Raw genomic sequence first — 20,644 nt, forward strand, 5'->3', positions numbered from 1 at the left:
CTTGACGTTACGTTACAATAGCGCTTTTGGCGTTTCGCCTCCCCCGATACCGCATGCAGGAGCTGCCTGAATGACTCACGTTGTGACCGAAAGCTGCATCAAGTGCCGCTATACCGACTGCGTCGATGTGTGCCCGGTGGACTGCTTTCGCGAAGGTCCCAACTTCCTCGCGATCGATCCCGATGAGTGCATCGACTGTGCCGTGTGCGTCGCCGAATGTCCGGTGAACGCCATCTACGCCGAGGAAGACGTACCGGGCGACCAGCAGAACTTCATTGCGCTGAACGCCGACCTCGCGAAGAACTGGCCCAGCATCACGAAGACCAAGGCTCCGTTGCCCGAAGCGGACGAGTTCAAGGACGTGAAGGAAAAGCTGGACCTGCTGGCTCGCTAATCGAGCGTGGATGAGCGTGGACGGTGCCTCGTGCGGTCATGCCAGGCGGTTGCACTTCTCTCGTTTCATTGAAATAGAGATGCGGCCGGGGTATTGACAGCCCTTGTAGTACCTCCTACAATTTCGCTTCTCTGCTGTTGTTGTTCCCCGATAGCTCAGTCGGTAGAGCGCCGGACTGTTAATCCGTAGGTCCCTGGTTCGAGCCCAGGTCGGGGAGCCAAGAATTGCAAAGGCCCGTTAACCATGACGGGCTTTTTTATGTAAAGGTTGTATTGCTGTTCCCCGATAGCTCAGTCGGTAGAGCGCCGGACTGTTAATCCGTAGGTCCCTGGTTCGAGCCCAGGTCGGGGAGCCAAAAAATTTCGAAGGCCCGCATTCGTGCGGGCCTTTTTGTTTTGGGCGATTGATCCAAGGTGGTCAATGCCGTGATCTTTGGCAAGCCACGCGTCCCGTCTCCTCATACGCCAATGCGCCACGCGTCCCACCTCATCTCACAGTACGACTAATCCGACGGCTTTAGGAATTCTCTGATCGCACGGGTGCGCTCAGGCCTCGACAATCTCAATATCGAAATAGCAGTGATCGCGCAGCGTTGCATCAGCGCGCGAGAACGCCGAATTGTGAGGTTCGAAAAATGTCCCGTGCGCTGTCCCGCTTGCTTAAGGCAACCTTGCTCATTGCGGCAGCGTGCGTTTCGACCCATGCGCTCTCTGCTCCCTATAGTGACTGCAGCGCTGCGTTGCCCTTGTCGGTCAATCTCCCGTCTGTCAGCGTGCCGGCCAACCTCGCCGTCGGGCAAACCATTCCTGGCGCCACGGCCTCTTTCGCCATTCCGGTGAACTGCACGGTCAATCCGGGTGCCGACTGGTACATGACCACATCGCCGACCGCCGCCATCACTCTGGTTGCTGGCTTTTCGGACGTCTACACCACCAGCGGCATGGGCGCTGGGGTGGGTTTCAGAATGCGTAATGCCGCCGGCGTAGTCATGGCACCCATAAGCTACGCCGGCGCCACGGGCACATACGACATGGGCGCCTCGAAGCTCGGTGCGAACGTAATCCAGGGCACCTTCGAACTCGTCAAGACCGGCACCGTGGCCACAGGCTCGTTCGGATTTTCGGACTACGCGCACGTCCCCAGCAAGGAGTACGCGAACGGTGGTGCGGCATCAAAGAGCATGCTCAGTTTCAACTACACGGTACTGAACAATTCGGTCGCCAGTTGTTCGGTCACCACCACGAATGTCGCCGTCTCCATGCCGTACACGAACACTTCCGCATTCAAGGGCATCGGCACGACCGCCAGCGCCACGCATTTCGATCTCGGCCTCCAATGCGACCCAAATGCGAAGCCGGCGGTCAGCTTCACGGATTCAGCCTCGATATCCAATCAGACGAACACGCTCACGCTGGCGCCCGGCTCGACTGCGGCGGGTGTCGGTGTGCAGCTCCTCTATCAAAACGTCCCGGTGACGTTCGGCTCGGCCAGCTATTCCTATACGACCAGCAGTACACCCACGACGACTGGCGTCGCGCTTGGGACCCTGTCCGGTGTCCAGAACATCCCCTTCCAGGCGCGCTACATCCAGACCGCTGCCTCCGTCACCCCCGGTCTGGTCAAGGCCATCGCTACCTTCACGATGAACTACAACTGACCCTGCGCGACACCACGAGGACCGCAGCCAGGACGTGGCGGTTTCGATGCCGCTCACGCGGAACAGCGTCCCGAAGCCAAAATCAGTCGTGATCCACGCTACGACGCAAAACTAATCGGTTTGCGCGTTGGATCAATCCGGAAACAGGACGTCGGCCGTTATACGATGGCACTTCCCCGCAATCATTCCGGCATCCCGATGAAAACCCTCCTGTCGAATCTCGCGCTCGCTGCTGCCTCTACCCTGCTGCTCGCTTCGCTCGCTCACGCCGAAGAAGTCGCGAGCGTCAACACCAACTTCCGCGTGACCGGTTCCGACCGCGTCGTGGTCGAAGCCTACGACGATCCGCTGGTACAAGGCGTCACGTGCTACGTGTCGCGTGCTCGCACCGGCGGTATCAAGGGCACGCTGGGGATCGCGGAAGATCCCACCGAGGCGTCGATTGCCTGCCGGCAGGTTGGCGAGATCAAATTCACAGGCCCGCTCAAGCAGCAATCCGATGTGTTCTCGGTGAGCATGTCGCTGATCTTCAAGACGCTGCACGTGGTACGGGTGGTCGATCCGAAGCGCAACACACTGGTCTACCTGACCTACAGCGACCGCGTCGCAAGCGGCAGCGCGAAAAACAGCGTGACCGCCGTGGCCATGCCGGCGGGCACGACGATTCCGCTGAAGTAACGGGCTCGCGGAAGGTATCCCGGCGCTGGGCTGCGCGCGCTAAACTGGCAGACCAAGCCGGAGTATCACCATGTCTGACACGCGTTTCCGCGATTCCGCCCGCTACTGGCGCACGCCGCTGCTGCCCGGCGCGGACCTGCTCACCGCCGAATATCACGATCACGAATTCACGCCGCATTGGCACGACGCCTACACGATCCCCGTGATCGAGGCCGGCGCCGAAGGTTATCGCTATCTGGGCAGCGACTACGTGGCCGAAGCGGGCAGCGTGCCCATCATCAATCCGGGTGAATTGCATACGGGCGCCAAGGCCATCGAGGCCGGCTGGCGCTATCGGGTGCTGTATGCGCCGGTGGATTTCCTGCACGCGCTGGCGGGCGACGTGGCCGGCGGCTCGCAGCCGTTACCGTGGTTCGAACCGGGTGTGATCCGCGATCCGGATCTGGCCCGGCGTCTGGCCCACGCGCACCGTCTGCTGGAGGCCGACACCGATCCGCTCGCCGCCGAAACCGCGATGCTCGACGCGCTCTCCACGCTGCTGGTCCGCTACTCTCGCAGTCAGTCGAAACCGTGGCAAGCCAGCGCTGACGACGCGCGCGTCACCATCATGAAGGAGCGTTTGCTGGGCGATCTGACCGAGCCCCTGCCGCTCGCCGAACTGGCGCACACGGTCGGACTGTCGCCGTTTCACACCGCACGGCTATTCACGCAGACAACGGGCCTCGCGCCCCACGCCTGGCGCAATCAGGTGCGTTTGCAGCGGGCGCTGGCGCCATTGCGCGCCGGCGTGTCCGTGACTGAAGTCGCGGCCGCCAGCGGCTTCACCGATCAAAGCCATTTCACGCGCCACTTCCGCCGCATGTTCGGCGTGCCGCCGGGGCGCTGGCAGTCAGCGTAAGCCGCCACCGGCCCCGCTCACCGCAGCGACGCTCGATCCAGGGTCTCGCCATCTACAGGCATCTACAGGCATCTACAGGCGCCGACCGCAGTCAACAGCCGCCCACCGCAAGAACGTACAAGCCCCGCCTCCCTGAACCGCCTATGCTCGGCGGACCAAGGAGGCAAGCTTGACCCAACCCATCCAACCAGACCAATCCACCCGCTGGACTGAAGTCACCGCCGGTGCGCGCGACATCATCCCGATGATGGTCGGCGCTGCGCCGTTCGGCGTGATCTTCGGCACCCTGGTCACGTCCGGCCCGCTGCACGCATGGCACGGACAGTTGATGTCGCTCGTGGTGTTCGCCGGCTCGGCGCAGTTCATCGCGCTCGGGCTGATTGCCGGGCACGCGAGTTTTGCGGTCATCTGGGCCACCACGCTGGTCGTGAATGTCCGGCACGTGCTGTACAGCGCGACCCTTGCCCCCTACGTCTCGCATCTGCCGCTGCGCTGGCGCCTCGCACTCGGCGGCGTGCTCACGGACGAGGTGTTCGCGGTCGCGTGGTCGCACTACCGGCATCACCCACCCGGCTCAGTGAGTCCGTACTACTTCCTCGGCGCCGGGCTCGCCATGTACATCAACTGGCAGATCTGGACGCTCGCCGGCCTGCTGTTCGGCGCGGCCTTTCCGGGCCTGCAGTCGCTCGGACTGGACTTCGCGATGGTCGCCACCTTCATCGCGATCGTCGTGCCGCAACTGGTCGCCCTGCGCTATCTGGCGGCGGCCGTCACCGCCGGCGCGCTGGCGTTTTTCTGGCAAGCGTGGCCGTACAAGCTGGGGCTGCTTGGCGCAGTGCTGGCGGGCGTCATAGTGGGCGTACTCCTGTCGCACCCAGGACTGCGTTCGCGCAGCACCGAGGCAGCGCAATGAACTACGCCCTGCTGATTCTTGGGATGGCGCTGATCACGTGGTTGATCCGCGCCGCCGTGTTCGTGATCGGCGAGCGGCTGGTCTTCCCGCCGCTCGTGCGTACCGCGCTGGGGTTCGTGCCTGTCACCGTGCTGACGGCGATCATCGTGCCGATGGCCGTCTCTCCGCACGGCGGCGACGCCGAACTCACCTGGCGCAATCCGCAACTGGTGGGCGCGCTGGCCGCCGTCGTCGTCAGCGCTTTGACCCGGCGGCCGCTTTTGACCATTGCCGTTGGGCTCGCCGTGTTTTTCATCTGGCAAGGCGTCGTGCTAAGGTAGCGCGCCTTCGCGGCTAGCCGGTGTTACGCGGCGCATTCAGCCCACGCGACCCGTGCAGCCCACTAGAGCGCCGCACCTGGACGGCGCCGCCCGCCGCGCCGCACGGCCCTCTGCCGCCGCGCGGCCCATGCTTCCGTCCCCTCAAGTTTTGCCCCATCAGGCCGTTAAGCAGTCGAGGTCCGCTCGTCGGGAGATAACCCGGCTGATTACGCGGCAACAAGCAGGATCAACCGCGTCGCGCATCGACGTCGCTCTCCTACGAGGGCCATCTGCAGACAGCGACATGTTTGCGATGCAACGCGGGAGGGCCAAACGGGATAAGACATGGGTCAGATCACCCTTTCACTGAAAGACGAAACCGTCGTCACGCTGCGCAAGGATTTCGATGCGTTCCTGCGGGTTTCGCTGAAGCTCGACCCGCAATTCGCGACGCCGTCGTTCGAGGACTTTCTGCGCGCCAAGTTGCTCGACAACATGCTGCCGCTCACCGAGCATGCCGTGAAGCGGATGCTGCAGGGCGGCCAGTACGCATGGGCCAAGCGTACGCTGGACAAGGAATTCCCGGACGTCGTGGCGATCCTGATGCAGCAGGCCACCGAATTCGGCTTCGGCTTTGCGGCGCGCTCGGAATGGACCCCGGAGGAGCTCGCCAAGCAGTGCCGCGACTGGGCGGCGGCGATCGTGAAGGAATCGGAGGGTGATGCGTCGCTGGTGGATCCGCTCGCCGCGCAGATCAAGGGCGCGGCACGCGACATTCAGGCGCTGGAAGAAGAGATGCAGACGCCCGCATGGCGACTCGTGGAATCGCTGCGTCAACGGGTGTACGAAGCGAAGGTGGCCTGCGAAACCAGCGTGGGCAGCACCGCGCGTGAGAAGCTCGGCGAACTGCGCGGCCTGCTGCGCCTGGGGATTTCGCACGGCTCGTTCCAGAAGCAGGAAGCGCAGCAGATCATGGAGTATCTGCGTCTGCTGAAGCCCGAGATTTTTGTCGAAGAGCCTTACGACGTCTTCACGCGCCTCGCCACCTGGCTGCGCAACTTCTTTACGCCCCCGCCGCGTCAACAGACGCCGCAAACCCGGCAGACGCGCTAGGCCGCCGCCGCGGGTCGATCATTTAGTCCAGCGGTCACTCCGTGGGTCAGTCCCACATCTTCCGCAGTTTCGCGGCAATCTCGATCTTCGCCTGAGCGGCCGCGGCCAGTCCCGCGGCGCTCGGCGCAACCGGCGCCGGGATGCGCGGCCACGCGTAGGCGTCGAACAGCGGCAGCAGGTGCGCCGGAATGAAGCGGCTACGCGACGCCCAGACATGACGGTCACCCAACTGGGTCTGGTTGTGCACGTAGAAGCGCTGCGGCACGACGATATGCAGGTCCTCTTTCGCGCGCGTCATCGCCACATAAAGCAGGCGCCGCTCTTCCTCGATCTCCTCTTCGCTGCCCGTGCCCATATCGGACGGTATGCAGCCATCGACGCCATTCAGTACGAATACGTTGCGCCACTCCTGTCCCTTCGCCGAGTGAATCGTGGACAGGATCAGGTAGTCCTCGTCAAGCAGCGGCACGCCGGATTCGTCGCTGGTGGCGTCAGGCGGATCGAGCGTGAGTTCGGTCAGGAAGCGCTCGCGCGACGCGTATGTGCCCGCGATGCTCTCCATCTGCAGCAAATCGGCATGACGGATGGCAGCATCCTCGTGATTGCGCTCGAGATGCGGTTCATACCATCGGCGGATCAGTTCGAACTCGGCTGGCCACGCTGACCCAGGCGCGCTGACGCTCGCCATCAACGCGGCAAACGCCTGCCAGTCTTCGAGCGCGCGCAGCGGCGGCACGAAGGCGGCCAAGGCTGCGGACAATGCACTGGTTGACACAGCGGCCGTGGCGAGGCCCGGAGCGTCAGCGGCGCCGGTCGCATCCGGTTGCGCGACGCTGTCCAGTACCCGTGCGGCCGTGGCCGGTCCGACGCCAGGCAAAAGCTGCGTGACGCGAAAACCCGCCACGCGATCGCGCGGATTTTCCGCCCAGCGCAGCACGGCGAGCACGTCTTTCACGTGCACCGAATCCAGAAACTTCAGACCGCCGAACTTCACAAACGGAATATTGCGCCGGGTCAATTCGATTTCGAGCGCGGCGCTATGGTGGGCGGCGCGAAACAGTACTGCCTGCGCTTTCAGCTTCATGCCCGCCTCGCGCGCTTCCAGCACCTGCTCGACGACATAGCGCGCCTGATCGGCCTCGTCCGCGACCGTGACGAGGCGTGGCCGCTGCGCGCCAGCCTGATCGGTCCAGAGGTTCTTGGTGAAGCGCTCGGCGGCGAGTTCGATCACCGCGTTCGACGCCGCCAAAATGGGCTGCGTGGACCGGTAGTTGCGCTCGAGGGTCACCTGCTTTGCGGGCGGATTGAAGTGCTGCGGAAAATCGAGGATGTTGCGCACCGTCGCGCCGCGAAACGAATAGATAGACTGCGCGTCGTCACCGACCACGGTCAGCCCGCGCCCGTCCGGTTTCAGCGCGAGCAGGATCGCCGCCTGCAGGCGGTTGGTGTCCTGATACTCGTCCACCAGCACATGGTCGAAGCGGCCCGACAGATCAGCGGCAATCGCGGGCTCCGCGGCCATCATGGACCAGTAGAGCAGCAAGTCGTCATAGTCCAGCACGCTTTGCTTCTGTTTCGCCTCCACGTATTGCGCGAACAGCACGCGCAGATCCGCCTCCCATTCGCGGCACCACGGGAATGCTGCGTTCAGCACGTCAGCGAGCGAAGCGCCCGTATTGACGACGCGCGAATAGATGGCGAAGCAGGTGCCTTTGGACGGGAAGCGCCGCTCCTTGGCGGAGAATCCCAACTCGTGCCGCACGAGATTCATCAGATCCGCGGAGTCCTCGCGGTCGTTGATGGTGAAGGTAGGCGCGAGGCCGATCAGATCCGCGTATTCGCGCAGCAGCCGCGCGCCGACGCCGTGGAACGTGCCCGACCACGTCAGGCCCTGCGCGAGCGCGGCCCGCGTGCCGAGCGCGTGGGTGGCGATGCGCGTCACCCGGCGCGTCATTTCAAGCGCGGCGCGGCGCGAAAACGTGAGCAGCAGAATGCGGCGCGGATCGGCGCCCTTGACCACCAGGTTTGCTACCCGATGCGCCAGCGTGTTGGTCTTGCCCGAACCCGCCCCGGCAATGACCAGCAGGGCTCCGGCGGGCTGCCCCTTGAGATCGGCGCCATATTCGACGGCTTCGCGCTGCGCGTCGTTGAGTTTGGCGAGCCAGGCGGCGTCTTCCGATGGGTTGGCCGGCGTATACGGCGAGGAAGGCACTGAAGGCGCGGAGTCGGCAACAGGGAGCACGGGCGGTCGGGGTCGGTTATTCAAGCCTGCGGCAAAGGGAGATCAGCGCCGCATACTGTATATCCATACAATCCCAGACGACAAGCGCCCTTTTTTTGCCGGGCGCGCAGCGGTCCTTTTTGGCCCTCTTCTTCAGTCCGGCTCGTTATTCCTTCTTGGCGTCTTTTTCTTTCGCATCGGCGGCCGCCTTATCGGCGTCGGCCTGGGCGTCCGTCTTCGACTTATTGGCCTTGGCCTGCGCGACATCCGCCTTCTTGTCGGCCTTGGATTGTTCCTTGGCCGCCTTCTTGTCGGCGTGGGTCGGCGTCGCCGACGAGTCGTCAGCTTGCGCGACAGACACCATCGACAGCGACAGACAGCCGGCAATCAGCGCCACATAGATTTGCTTGTTCATGCGAGCCTCCTTTGATGGACATACAGTGAGCCGTGTCAGGCATTCAGCGGGCGGCATCAGGCCGGTCGCAAGGTGGCGTGTGATAGACGGCGTACGGCCTAGTGCGCCCACCGAACCCGCCACGCCACCTTGAACCGGCCTGGGTGCCCGCTCAGCCCGCTTAGTGCTTCACGTCCGACGGATCATCCTGCGCGGCCGCCGGCTGGCCCTGCATGTTCATCTTCATTTCGTTGTTGGCCGCCTGCTTGTCGGCCTTCTTGTTGATCTTGGCGTCGCGCACCTGCTGCTTGTACTGAGCCTTCGCAGCTTGCTGCTGCTCCTTCAACTGTTCCTTGGACGCCTTCTTCGAAGCGCTGTACTCTGCATTAGCCTTCGCGTTCGCGTCACGCTTCTGCACCAGCGGATCGGTCGAGCCCGAGGCGGTCAGACGCTGCTCGGGCGGCGTGACCGGCTGCATGCCTTGTGCGGCCGGCGCTGCGACGTCTGCACCGGGCGTGCCTCCGTTATCCGGCTGCGCGCTGGTCTGCGCGAAAGCGCCAGTGGCGGCGAAAGCAGTCAGGGCGGTACCGATCAGGAGCGAACGAATCTGGGTCATAGCTATCCTCTCTAGGTTGTTGTCAGGACATGGGTAGGGGCATAGAAAACGCCGGCCACCCGGTCTGTCATTGCACTGCAAAAACGCAGCAGGCTTTTCTACAGACCCGTCCTTTCCGAGTGAGGTTCGCGAGAAACGCCTTCTGTTACGCAACGTTTCATTTTCTGACAATCGCATAACATCCACTTGCAATTGCTCAAACAGCCAAGCCGAAAACGCGGATGAACCCGTGGAAACAATCCGACCGCGCGTCCCGCACGTCTTCTGGCTATGATGCGAACCCCGTTACCCTGGCTGCAATCGTCATGCCCAATCTGGACTTCACCCTGACCGGCGACTACGTCGAACTGCACAATCTCCTGAAGATTACGGGCCTCGCCGACAGCGGCGGCTCCGCAAAAATGATGGTCGCCGACGGCGCCGTGACGGTGGATGGCCGCGTCGAACTGCGTAAAACCTGCAAAATCCGCGCGGGTCAGGTGGTGCTGCTAGGCAATACGCGCATTGCCGTCCACGAGGCGTAACGCAGCCATTCAATTCGCCCACCGGTGCGACGGGGCCGCGCCCGCGGCTGCGTCATTCGCCGCGCGCGAAAAAAGCGCACCAAAATCGTGCTTTCAGATCGACAACACGTCGCCCGCCCCCTAAGCTTTCCGTTTTGACAGAAGACAGCGCGGCGCTGGCCGCGCTGTCCCCTCTATGACGCAATCTGGCTTTTCCCGCGTGACCATCCGGCCGCCCACGCTGTCCGGTCACGCCGCCGACACCGCCCGCCTCGCCGCCCCGCTCGCCATCGCCCAACTGTCGCAGATGGCGATGGGCGTGACCGACACCATCCTGCTCGGCTCCCTCGGCCCGGACGCGCTGGCTGCCGGTGGCCTCGGCGCGAACCTGTTTTTCGTGGTCGTCACGCTCTTGCAGGGTGTGCTGACCTCGGTCAGCGTCAGCGTCTCGCATGCGCGAGGCGCCCAGGCCGAGGACCGTGTGCCGCCCATCTACTGGACCGGCCTCGTGATGTCCGTGTTGCTGGTGCTGCCGGCCTTCGTGCTGCTGTCGCTCGCTACGCCAGTCTTGCTGGCGTTCGGCGAACCGGCGCTGCTCGCGCACAACGTCGGCGAGTACACGGCCATCCTGCGCTGGGGCGCGCTCGGCAGCCTGATCGGTATTGGCCTGATGCGCTCGTTTCTGCCGGCTATCGGCGCCGCCAAACGGCTGCTGTGGGTGTCGGTGATCGGCGTGTTCGTCAACGGCTTTCTGAACTACGGCCTGATCCACGGGGCCTATGGGTTGCCACGTCTCGGCTTTCTCGGCTCGGCGGTCGCGACGACCTTCACGGTGTGGATGACCGCGCTGGTGTTGATGGGCTGGCTGCATCTGCGGCCGCGCTTTCGTCACTTCGTCGTGGCCACCCGGCCCAAATGGCCCTTGATGGGCGAACTCTTCGGCATTGGCTGGCCGGTGGCGATCACCTATGGAGTCGAATCGACGCTCTTCCTCGCGACCGGCCTGATGGTCGGCCTGCTCGGCGAAGCACAACTGGCGGCGCACCAGATCGCGCTCAACGTCGCCTCGGTCGCCTTCATGGTGCCGCTCGCCATCGGCCAGGCGGCCAATGTGCGGGTCGGCTTCTGGTCCGGCGCCGGACATCCGCTCGCCGCGCGCCATGCCGGCTTCGTCGCGCTTGCGCTCGGCGTCGGCTTCATGTCAATGTCGGGGCTCGTGTTGATTCTTGCGCCGCACTGGATCGTCGGGCTATACCTGCATCTCGACGATCCCGCCAATGCCGCGACCGTCGCCCTCGCCAGTTCGCTGCTCGGCGTCGCGGCCATCTTCCAGATCGTCGACGGTATGCAGACGGTCGCCTCCGGCTGCCTGCGCGGTCTGAAGGACACGCGGGTGCCGATGCTGGCCGCCGCCTTCGGTTATTGGGCCATTGGTTTTCCGACCGGCTATACGCTGGCGTTCCATTTCGGGCTCGGGGCGCGGGGGCTGTGGTGGGGACTGGCAGCGGGCCTCGCGAGCGTCGCCATGCTGATGACGTTACGCTTCCATCGTCTGAGTCTGCGGCGCACGCAGCCGCAGCCGGCGTCGCGCTGATGCACGCGGCTGCCTGCGCGCTGATGGCCTCGCTTTTTGCCCGGCTGATCGAAAGGCACATCCAGCCACACTGATCAAACCGTCACTATCAAACTAGAACCAAGGACCTTTTGCCATGCTTGCCCGGGTTACCCGTCTCTTTCCGCTGTGGGCCGTGCTGGTTTCGCTCGCCGCCTATTTCTCGCCCGCTTCGGTTAGCCCGATCGCACCGCACGTCACCACCCTGCTCACCATCATCATGCTGGCAATGGGCGTGACGCTTTCGCTAGCCGACTTCAGGCGTGTCTTTACGCGCCCGGCGCCGGTGATTGCCGGCATCGTGCTGCACTACCTGGTGATGCCGCTTGCTGCCTGGGCCATCGCCAAGGCGCTGCGCATGCCGCCGGATCTGACCGCGGGCATGGTGCTGGTGGGCAGCGTCGCGAGCGGCACCGCATCGAACGTGATGATCTATCTGGCGCGCGGTGACGTGGCGCTCTCGGTGACGATCAGCGCGCTGTCGACGCTGGTGGGTGTGTTCGCCACGCCGCTGCTCACGCGCCTTTATGTGGACGCGTCGATCGTGGTCGACGTGCACGGCATGTTGATGAGCATTCTGCAGATCGTCGCGCTGCCCATCGTCGTGGGTCTCGTGATCAACCATCTGTTCGGCAAACTGGTGCGCAAAATCGAGCCGATCTTGCCGCTGGTCTCGATGGTCGCCATTTTGCTGATCATCGCCGCCGTGGTGGGTGGGACGCAAAAGAGCATCGCGTCCGTGGGGCTCGTCGTGATGCTGGGTGTGGTGCTGCATAACGGCATCGGCCTGCTCGGCGGCTATTGGGGTGGCCGACTGCTCGGTTTCGACGAAGCGGTCTGCCGCACGCTCGCCATTGAAGTGGGCATGCAGAACTCCGGTCTCGCGGCTACTCTCGGCAAGCTGTACTTCTCGCCGCTGGCTGCGCTGCCGGGCGCGTTGTTTTCGGTGTGGCACAACCTCTCGGGTTCGCTGCTCGCCGGCTACTGGGCGGGGCGACCCGCGAAAGGCTCGACCCACAGTCAGGCAACGCCGGTTCTGGATGCCGAGCGTAACTAGCGGGACGATTGTTCGTGGGTGCGCTCGCCCATGAGCACGGCCTGGGCGGCAGGTTGACTAGACGGCGAGGCGCGCGGGCCAACCATGCGCGCCGCGCGTTTCCCTGTGCTTCACGGCGCCGTGCCATTCGTTCTTTTGTCCGCCGTGAATGCCAAGCTTCATAAGACAGCAATCTTCGTGGACACAGCACGCCGCGAAATGATTCGGACTACGCAGGTTTCATTACAGGGTGCATTGGCTTTTACATAATCGTGCCTCACACACCGCGCTCCCTTCGTCCGCAAACGCACCTCACCCATCCCAGGCAAACCGCTCGTTGCCCGCATCCCCCACCCACTCGCGCGATTCCCCTTAGAATGCTTTCCTCAACAGAATCACAAACGCGTCGACCGCGCGGCGGCAGGGGCATTCCGTAGCGCGTCGAATCAAGCGGAGGACAACGCGTGCGGGCGTCTCACAGCAATTACAACATCACGTCGCAGCTTCGGGGATCCGGATTCACTGACCGGATCGAATCCTTCATCACCGGCATCGGCAAGTACTGCTTGCTGTTCGGTCTTTCGACGGCACTTTTGACCGGCTGCGCCACGCGCCCACCGGCTACTGCTTTCGACCGGCCCATCACGCACGCCATTACGCCATCGACGGAAACCGCGCTCGGCGCTGCGCTTGCGCCACTCGAAGTGGCGCATCCGGATCAATCGGGCTTTCGCATTCTGTCGAGCGGGACCGAGGCGCTGCAAATGCGCATCGCACTCGCGCGCGCCGCGACGAAGACGCTCGACATGCAGTACTACATCGCCACCGAGGACACCACCGGCAAACTGCTGCTCGGCGCCGCGCTGTATGCCGCCGATCACGGCGTGCGCGTGCGCATGCTGGTCGACGACCTGAACTTCAAGGACATCGACGATGTGATGGCCGGCCTGAACTCGCATCCGAACATCGAAATCCGCGTGTTCAATCCGTATGGCAGCACGCATCGCAGCGTATTCGAACGCACCACCGACCTGTTCACGAAGATCGATCAATACACTCGCCGCATGCACAACAAGGCGATGATCGCGGACAACCAGCTGGCGATCGTCGGCGGCCGCAACGTGGGCGATGAGTATTTCAGCGCGAGTCCAACGCTGCAGTTCCGCGATCTCGATGTGCTGGCCGCCGGTCCGATCACGGCCGATGTCTCGGCAAGTTTCGACGAGTACTGGAACAGCAGTGGCGCGTATCCGCTGCGTGCGCTGAATCACCAGCGCTTCTCGCAACAGGAACTGGACACCACCCGCGACGCGCTGCGCGCGCACTGGCGCAGCGACGCCGAGCCGTACAACGCCAAGCCGATCAACGCGACGCCGCTCGCCACGCAAATCAGCAAAGAAGAACTGAATCTCACCTGGGCACCCGCCGAATTCAAGGCGGATTCCCCCGGCAAGATCGATCAGCCCTCGCCTGATTACGTGAGCCCGCCGCTGCAACGGCTGATCGAACTGACACACGCTGCACAGCGGGAATTCCTCGTCGTCTCACCGTATTTCGTGCCTCACGATGCCGGCGTGAAGGCATTGGCCGAGCTGACGCATCGCGGCGTCCGCGTGGCGGTGCTCACCAACTCGCTCGCCGCCACGGATGCAGTCGCCGTGCAGGCCGGCTACGGCCCGTACCGCGTGCCGCTGCTGCAAAACGGCGTGGAGCTGTACGAATTCAAACCGGACCAGCGCACGCCGCCCACCGTGGCGGGTTCACGTTCCCGCGCGAGCCTGCACGCCAAAACTTACGTAATCGACCGGCAAATCCTCGTGGTGGGCTCGATGAATCTCGATCCCCGTTCGGCGAATCTGAACACGGAGCTGGCGCTAATCATCCACAGCCCGGTGCTTGCCGGTCAGGTGGCCGGCCTGATCGACCGGGCGATCTCGCCGCAGGTGAGCTACCGCGTCACGCTCGCCACGCCTGCGCAACTGGCGCAACTCGGATATGTCGGCGCGCCGCCGTCGAAGCTCGTCTGGACCGACGAAGAAAACGGCGCGCCGCGCACCTACAACTTCGATCCACAGGCGGGTTTGTACCGGAATTTCCTGACAGGGATATTCTTGCTATTGCCCGTCCAGGGAGAACTTTGATGTGCGGCGCTGCCGTCATGCCGAGACACGCCGCACAAGCTGTCCGACCCATGCCCTTTTTCAGCCATAGCGGAGTGGAACCATGACCGAAGACGTACGAATGGAGCGCGACACGTTCGGCGAGATTGCCGTGCCGAACGCCCGTCTCTGGGGCGCGCAAACCCAGCGCTCACTGCAGAACTTCCGTATTTCCACGGAAAAGCAGTCGCCTGAACTGATCACCGCGCTCGCCGTGATCAAGCGCGCGGCCGCCGAAGTCAATCAGGGCCTTGGCGTGCTCGACGAGAGCAAGGCGAAGGCCATCATGCAGGCGGCGGACGAGATCATCGAAGGCAAGCATGCCGGCGAGTTTCCGCTGGCGGTCTGGCAGACCGGCTCCGGTACGCAGACCAACATGAACCTCAACGAGGTGATCGCGAACCGTGCGAGCGAATTGCTCGGCGGCGAACGCGGCGAGGCGCGCAAGATTCACCCCAATGACGACGTGAACCGCGGGCAGTCGTCCAACGACGTGTTTCCGACGGCCATGCACGTGGCCGTGGCGGTGGGCATCGTCAAGCACCTGCTGCCGGCCCTGAAGACCCTGCGCGACACGCTCGACGGCAAGGCCAAGGCATTCGCCGGCATCGTCAAGATTGGCCGCACCCACTTGCAGGATGCGACGCCGCTCACGCTCGGCCAGGAGTTTTCTGGCTACGTGGCGCAGCTCGATCACGGCATTCGTCACGTGGAATCGAGCCTGCCGCATCTGTACGAACTGGCGCAGGGCGGCACAGCGGTCGGCACCGGGCTGAACGCGCATCCGCAGTTCGCCGGCAAGGTTGCGGCGGCGATCGCCAAACTGACCGGCGTGCCCTTCGTTACGGCGCCCAACAAGTTCGAGGTGATGGCAGCGGCCGACGCGCTGGTGTTCGCGCATGGCGCACTCAAGACGGTGGCGGCGAGCCTGATGAAGATTGCCAACGACGTGCGCTGGCTGGCAAGCGGCCCGCGCTGCGGCCTCGGTGAACTGTCCATTCCGGAGAACGAGCCGGGCAGTTCGATCATGCCGGGTAAGGTCAATCCGACGCAGTCCGAAGCGATGACCATGCTGTGCTGTCAGGTGTTCGGCAATGACGTCGCGGTGAACATGGGCGGCGCGAGCGGCAACTTCGAACTGAACGTGTTCCGCCCGATGATCGCGCACAACGTTCTGCAATCCATACGTCTGATCGCGGACGGCGCGCACAGCTTCAACGACAACTGCGCGGTGGGCATCGAGCCGAATCGTGCGCGCATCGACACGCTGCTCAATGAGTCGCTGATGCTGGTGACGGCGCTCAATCCGCACATTGGCTACGACAAGGCCGCCAAGATCGCGAAGCAGGCGCACAAGGAAGGCACCACGCTGAAGGCTGCGGCGCTCGCACTCGGCTTCGTCACCGAACAGCAGTTCGACGAATGGGTCAAGCCGCACGACATGGTGGGCAATACGGAGAAGTGAATAAGGCCTGGAGACATGCCGTTAAGACAGGCCGTTGAGTCAAGCCGCGTTCCCGCAAGGGGCGCGGCTTGCTGCTTTACATGAGCGCGCCGGACGTGCGCCTTGGGGCAGGAGGCAACGGCGAGCGCCGGGATCAGACCTTCCCTTGCGCGACCTCTTCCGGCTTGAGTTCGACGATCGCGTCGAGCGCTTCCTTGACGTCCAGCGCGTACTTGGCGAGGCGGCTCTGCTCTTCGGTCTGCGGCACGAACGACGGCACCGGCACCGGATGGCCGTTCTCGTTGACCGCCACCATCACTACCAGACAATCGGTGGTCTGCAGCAGCTCGCCGCCCTTCGGATCGCCCGCCTGCACCGACACGTGGATATGCATGCTGGTGCGTCCCGTATGGACCACGCGTGCGCGCAGTTCCACGAGGTTGCCTACCAGGATGGGCCGGCGAAAACGGATGTTGCCCACACTGACCGTCACGCAGTAGCGCCCTGACCAGACTGCGGCGCAGGCGTACGCGGTTTCGTCGATCCACTTCATCAGCGCGCCCCCATGCACCTTGCCGCCAAAATTGACCGAGGTCGGCTCGGCAAGAAAGCGGAAGGTGGTTTCCGAACGGTCCAGCGGCGCTGCGGTGGGGGTGCTCATCTTGACTCCAGTCAAACAATGTGTCGAAAGCTGGCGATTATACGAGCCCAAATTTGACTACGGTGCGCGGGGCGGCGAGTTAGCGTTGCCTCTTGGCCCTCAGGTCCGCGCATGCGTTGCGCGCGTCGGCACCCGTTACTTGTGATACGAGATGCCCTCGTCGATCGTGCCGTACATGGTGATGCCGCTCTGACCGGCGCTCGGTGGGGCCGAGCCGCCTTGAGCACAGGCGCTGCAAATCAGCAGCGCAGCAATGGCGAACAGGAGTTTCATGACCGCGTGTTCCTCTTGGACAGGCTTTGATTCTAGCCTGGCGGGTCGGCTCTCGCAGAACGCCTACGGCCTTGCCGCGCGACATGCGCGCCGCGCCACGCTCTCCGTCGCATTCGACGCTTCACACGAGGCTGAAGCATCGAATGCGTGCGACCGATACACTGAAGTGACTGCCCGGGTTCCGCAAAATCCGTCTTCGAATCGCTGCAAAGGTGCAAAGGAGTCTCTCATGTCGGTCTCTGGATTCGCCGCCCACCCCACTTCTGTCTTTGCACCGCTCGCCGACGAGCAGCATCACTTTCCCGGCTTGAGCCGGATTGGCGCGCTGCTCGCCGACCCCGGTCGTGCCGCTATGCTGTGGGCGCTAATGGACGGCAGCGCGCGGCCGGCCGGTGAGCTGACGCTCATCGCCGGGCTCTCGCCCTCGGCGGCCAGCGCGCACCTCGCCCGGCTGACGGACGGCGGTCTGCTCGCGCTGGAAGTGCGCGGACGGCATCGCTATTTCCGGATCGCCTCGCCGGATATCGCGGCATCCATCGAAGCGCTCGCCAACGTCGCGCAGGCGAGCATGCCGGCTCGACCGACGCCGCGTGCCGCGCGCACGGTGCCGGTGGACATGCGTTACGCGCGCACCTGCTACGACCACATGGCGGGCGAACTCTCGGTGCAACTCTTCGAACGGATGTTGAGCCATGCGCTGCTGACCGAACAAGGCGACACACTCGTGGCGACACCGGCGGGCGCGGCGCAATTCGCGCGCTGGGACATCGACGTCCATGGCCAGCAAACGCGGCGACGCCGCTTTGCCTGCACCTGTCCAGACTGGAGTGTGCGCCGGCCGCATCTGGGCGGCGCGCTCGGCGCTGCCCTGCTCGACTCATGGACGAAGCACGGCTGGGTGGAGCACACCGGACGTCCGCGCATCCTGCGTGTGACGCCGGCGGGGCATCGTCAGTTCGACGCCTTCCTCGCCAGCTGATGGACCATTGGGCAGCAGGATCGGAAAATAACGGCAAATAACGGCAAAACAAGGACAGTCCGCCCTTCATCCGCATTACGAATCGGTCACAACTGACTTTTTGTTACACGGTAGGGCCAAGGCCTTACAAATCCCGACGCCTTGAAACATGCCACACCGGTAGAGTCCTTTCACGGATGCACACCCCGTGTCCGTGAGAGAGACAACATGAAAACGACCACCACACAAAATCACGCACTGCGCCGCGCTACCGGTTTGACTCTGATCGCCGCGGCTGCCCTCACGCTCGCTGCCCAATCCGCCTTTGCCCAGGAAGCGCCGCCCGATGCCGCGCCGGCCACGGCTGCCGCACCGCAAGGCACCCCCAATGATCCGCCGGGCCGCGTGGCCCGTCTCGACTACACGGCAGGCGCGGTGACCACTGAACCCGCCGGCGCCAATGACTGGGCGTATGCGCAGATCAACCGCCCGCTCACCACAGGCGACCAGTTGTGGAACGATCAGAACGCGCGCTCGGAGCTGCACATCGGTTCGACGGCGGTGCGCCTGAGTGCCTCCACGAGTCTCGACATTCTCAATCTCGACGACACCAGCGCCCAATTGAAGGTCGCGCAAGGAACGCTCTCGACGCGGGTACGTGAACTCGCGCAGGGCTCGTCGTATGAGATCGACACGCCCAATCTCGCGCTCGGCATCAATGGCCCGGGCGACTACCGCGTCGACGTTGCGCCCGACGGCAGCAGCACCACGGTCACGGTGCGCAGCGGCAGCGTCACCGTATATGGCGACAACGGCCAGGTGCCGGTTGCCGCCGGCCAGCAGATGCGCTTCGCCGGCACGGCCTTGCAGCAGGTCGCCAACAACGGCGCGCCGGGACTCGACGCGTTCGATCAATGGGCCGCCGCGCGCGACGCCGCCGAAGACCGTTCGGTCTCGGCGCGCTACGTGTCGCGTGAGGTGCCGGGGTACGAAGACCTCGACGCCAACGGTCGCTGGCGCAGCAGCCCGCAATACGGCGAGGTATGGGTGCCGAACGCCGTGCCAACCGGCTGGGCGCCGTATCACGACGGTCACTGGGTATGGCAGGCGCCGTGGGGCTGGACGTGGGTCGACGACGCGCCGTGGGGCTTCGCGCCGTATCACTACGGACGCTGGGCGTATGTCGACGATTCATGGGCGTGGGTGCCGGGCCCGGTGGTGGTCAGTCAGCCGCCGGTGTATGCACCGGCGCTGGTCGCGTTCGTTGGGAACGGCGGGGGCGGCGGCGGTGGGCTCGACTGGGGCGTGAGCCTGGCAATCGGCGGCGCGGCGGCAGCGGGCATCGCGTGGTTCCCGCTGGGTCCCGGCGAGGCATGGCATCCGCAAGGCGGCGGCTGGAGCCCGCGCTACTACAACCGCGTCAACGATACGGTGGTCGTCAACAACTACAACCGTCAGGTGAACGTGACGAACATCAACGTTCACAACACGTACATCAACTACCGCGCGCCGGGTGCCGTCACGGCGGTGGCGGCAACCGCGTTCGTGCATGGCCAGCCGGTTGGCCGCTTTGCACAGAAGGTGGATCCGCAGCAATGGCGCAACCCGCAGTTCAATCCGGGGGCACCGCGTATCGCGCCGGTCAGCCAGAGCTTTGCCTCGGGGATGCGTAACGCCAACTACCGGCCGCCGGCCGCCGTGATGTCGCGCTCCGTCGTTGCGACCCGCACGCCGGCCGTGCCGCCCGCGTATCACGACACGCTCGCCCAACACTATGCACAAGGTGGCGCACGGGTGCCGGGCGCCGGTGAACCCGTGATCCGCACTTCCGTACCCGCCCATTTCGTCGGCACGCAGACGCATGGCGCACCGGGTGCAGGCATAGCCAATGTGCGGGTCGTACAGTCGCATGCGCCGGGGATGATGCCGGGTGAGCAACGCGTTGCTCAGGGCGCGCCGGGAGCACCTGGAGCGCAGCACATTCCTGCTGGCGCGCCGGGTGCACCGGGTGCCCCCGGTCAGCGGCCGGGTGAAGTCGCGCCCAACGGCGCACAGGCGGCGCGTGGCATGCCGGAGATGGGCCGTCCGGGTGCGCCAGGCGCGCCGGGCCAGGCCGCGCAGATGGCCAACCAGCGGCCCGAGCCCAACAACGGCGTACCGCGTCCGCCGCAGGCAGGTGGGGTCGCTCCGAACGCCGTCGCCGCGCAGCGTGGCGCGCCCGCTCCCGCAGGTCAGCAAGCGGCTGAAGCGCGTCACGAACCCGCTGCCAACGTGCCGCACCCGCCCATGACGCAAGAAGCGGCACAGCATGCACCGCAAGGCGCTCAGCAAGGCATGCCGCAGACCGAAGCGCGCGGTGGCGAACCGATGCGTCCGCAGCCCGGTGCGATGGCCCAGCGGGCCCCGGAGCCGGCACAGCAGCCGCGGGAAGAAAACCGCCCGCAGCAGATGAGCCATCAGCCGGAACCGGCACCGCGCTCACCTGAACCGCAGCAGACCGCACGCGCGCCGGAACATCAGCCGCAAGCGCAGGCGCAGCCGCGTCAGGAGTTCCATCCGCAGCAGGCCCAGCAACCGCGTCAGGAGCCACGTCCAGAACCGCGTCCCCAGCAGGCTCAACAGCCGCGCCAGGAGCCGCGCCCGCAGGAACCGCGTCCGCAGCAGGCGCATGAGCAGCCGCATCCGGAACAGCATCAGCCGCAACAGGCGCAGCATCAGCAGCCGCATCAGGATCAGCATTCGAACAACGGCCACGACGAGCATCATCGAGGCTGAGTGTCTTGCTCCCGGGCGCGCCTGCAATGTCAGTCGCGCC

19 protein-coding genes and 2 tRNA genes are annotated in these 20,644 nt (G+C 64.5%); 16 read left to right on the forward strand and 5 right to left on the reverse strand.

Annotated features, from left to right (window positions below; translation table 11 throughout):
• The first annotated feature begins 70 nt into the window (after positions 1-70).
• The 9 genes from fdxA to D0B32_RS17085 all read left to right on the forward strand — a co-directional run bounded on the left by fdxA (position 71) and on the right by D0B32_RS17085 (position 5,952).
• Positions 71-394 carry a ferredoxin FdxA gene (gene fdxA / locus D0B32_RS17045; RefSeq protein WP_117335154.1) on the forward strand — a complete coding sequence of 108 codons (324 nt, stop codon included), beginning with the start codon at positions 71-73 and terminating at the stop codon, positions 392-394.
• A 144-nt stretch (positions 395-538) separates the two neighbouring features.
• Positions 539-614 (forward strand) — tRNA-Asn (locus tag D0B32_RS17050).
• A 59-nt stretch (positions 615-673) separates the two neighbouring features.
• A tRNA-Asn gene (locus D0B32_RS17055) sits at positions 674-749 on the forward strand.
• A gap of 390 nt (positions 750-1,139) precedes the next feature.
• The gene (locus tag D0B32_RS17060; RefSeq protein WP_181969832.1) at positions 1,140-2,051 is read left to right on the forward strand and encodes a fimbrial protein; all 912 of its coding nucleotides are present in this window, start codon (positions 1,140-1,142) and stop codon (positions 2,049-2,051) included.
• 198 nt (positions 2,052-2,249) lie between these two features.
• Positions 2,250-2,729: a CreA family protein gene (locus D0B32_RS17065; protein WP_117335392.1), complete on the forward strand. Its 480-nt coding sequence runs from the start codon at positions 2,250-2,252 to the stop codon at positions 2,727-2,729.
• 70 nt (positions 2,730-2,799) lie between these two features.
• Positions 2,800-3,627 (forward strand): AraC family transcriptional regulator, encoded by an 828-nt coding sequence (locus tag D0B32_RS17070; protein WP_117335156.1) that lies wholly within the window; start codon positions 2,800-2,802, stop codon positions 3,625-3,627.
• Between the two features lie 244 nt (positions 3,628-3,871).
• A complete protein-coding gene (locus D0B32_RS17075; RefSeq protein ID WP_117335394.1) occupies positions 3,872-4,540 on the forward strand; it encodes an AzlC family ABC transporter permease in 669 nt (222 codons plus the stop codon).
• Positions 4,537-4,860: an AzlD domain-containing protein gene (locus D0B32_RS17080; protein WP_117335157.1), complete on the forward strand. Its 324-nt coding sequence runs from the start codon at positions 4,537-4,539 to the stop codon at positions 4,858-4,860. Before D0B32_RS17075 ends, D0B32_RS17080 begins: the two co-directional genes overlap by 4 nt.
• 324 nt (positions 4,861-5,184) lie before the next feature.
• Complete coding sequence (locus tag D0B32_RS17085) at positions 5,185-5,952, forward strand: DUF4088 family protein (protein ID WP_117335158.1); 768 nt, start codon at positions 5,185-5,187, stop codon at positions 5,950-5,952.
• A gap of 46 nt (positions 5,953-5,998) precedes the next feature.
• Here the strand turns inward: D0B32_RS17085 and D0B32_RS17090 are convergent, their stop codons facing one another.
• From D0B32_RS17090 to D0B32_RS17100, 3 genes are all read right to left on the reverse strand, one after another.
• Positions 5,999-8,164 (reverse strand): ATP-dependent helicase, encoded by a 2,166-nt coding sequence (locus tag D0B32_RS17090; RefSeq protein ID WP_259295032.1) that lies wholly within the window; start codon positions 8,162-8,164, stop codon positions 5,999-6,001.
• Positions 8,165-8,339: 175 nt separating this feature from the next.
• Positions 8,340-8,588 carry a hypothetical protein gene (locus D0B32_RS17095; RefSeq protein ID WP_117335160.1) on the reverse strand — a complete coding sequence of 83 codons (249 nt, stop codon included), beginning with the start codon at positions 8,586-8,588 and terminating at the stop codon, positions 8,340-8,342.
• Between the two features lie 160 nt (positions 8,589-8,748).
• Complete coding sequence (locus D0B32_RS17100; RefSeq protein ID WP_117335161.1) at positions 8,749-9,183, reverse strand: hypothetical protein; 435 nt, start codon at positions 9,181-9,183, stop codon at positions 8,749-8,751.
• A gap of 305 nt (positions 9,184-9,488) precedes the next feature.
• Between D0B32_RS17100 and D0B32_RS17105 the strand changes: the two genes are divergently transcribed.
• The 5 genes from D0B32_RS17105 to fumC all read left to right on the forward strand — a co-directional run bounded on the left by D0B32_RS17105 (position 9,489) and on the right by fumC (position 15,958).
• A complete protein-coding gene (locus D0B32_RS17105; RefSeq protein WP_117335162.1) occupies positions 9,489-9,707 on the forward strand; it encodes an RNA-binding S4 domain-containing protein in 219 nt (72 codons plus the stop codon).
• A 175-nt stretch (positions 9,708-9,882) separates the two neighbouring features.
• Positions 9,883-11,280 carry an MATE family efflux transporter gene (locus D0B32_RS17110; RefSeq protein WP_117335163.1) on the forward strand — a complete coding sequence of 466 codons (1,398 nt, stop codon included), beginning with the start codon at positions 9,883-9,885 and terminating at the stop codon, positions 11,278-11,280.
• Positions 11,281-11,395: 115 nt separating this feature from the next.
• Entirely contained in the window at positions 11,396-12,355 is a 960-nt protein-coding gene (locus D0B32_RS17115) for a bile acid:sodium symporter family protein (RefSeq protein WP_117335164.1), read from the forward strand.
• Positions 12,356-12,876: 521 nt separating this feature from the next.
• Positions 12,877-14,475, forward strand: coding sequence for a phospholipase D family protein (locus tag D0B32_RS17120; protein ID WP_404935563.1), 1,599 nt, complete (start codon positions 12,877-12,879; stop codon positions 14,473-14,475).
• A gap of 82 nt (positions 14,476-14,557) precedes the next feature.
• Complete coding sequence (gene fumC, locus D0B32_RS17125; protein ID WP_117335165.1) at positions 14,558-15,958, forward strand: class II fumarate hydratase; 1,401 nt, start codon at positions 14,558-14,560, stop codon at positions 15,956-15,958.
• Positions 15,959-16,091: 133 nt separating this feature from the next.
• Here the strand turns inward: fumC and D0B32_RS17130 are convergent, their stop codons facing one another.
• Together D0B32_RS17130 and D0B32_RS32585 are read right to left on the reverse strand one after the other, a co-directional pair.
• On the reverse strand, positions 16,092-16,598 hold the full coding sequence (locus D0B32_RS17130; protein ID WP_117335166.1) for an acyl-CoA thioesterase: 507 nt from the start codon (positions 16,596-16,598) through the stop codon (positions 16,092-16,094).
• Positions 16,599-16,733: 135 nt separating this feature from the next.
• A complete protein-coding gene (locus D0B32_RS32585; protein WP_181969833.1) occupies positions 16,734-16,871 on the reverse strand; it encodes a hypothetical protein in 138 nt (45 codons plus the stop codon).
• A gap of 229 nt (positions 16,872-17,100) precedes the next feature.
• Between D0B32_RS32585 and D0B32_RS17135 the strand changes: the two genes are divergently transcribed.
• Entirely contained in the window at positions 17,101-17,850 is a 750-nt protein-coding gene (locus D0B32_RS17135; protein ID WP_117335167.1) for a helix-turn-helix transcriptional regulator, read from the forward strand.
• Positions 17,851-18,057: 207 nt separating this feature from the next.
• Positions 18,058-20,604 (forward strand): DUF6600 domain-containing protein, encoded by a 2,547-nt coding sequence (locus tag D0B32_RS17140; RefSeq protein WP_117335168.1) that lies wholly within the window; start codon positions 18,058-18,060, stop codon positions 20,602-20,604.
• The last annotated feature ends 40 nt before the right edge of the window (positions 20,605-20,644 follow it).

Source organism: Paraburkholderia sp. DHOC27, assembly GCF_003429005.1.
Lineage (GTDB): Bacteria > Pseudomonadota > Gammaproteobacteria > Burkholderiales > Burkholderiaceae > Paraburkholderia.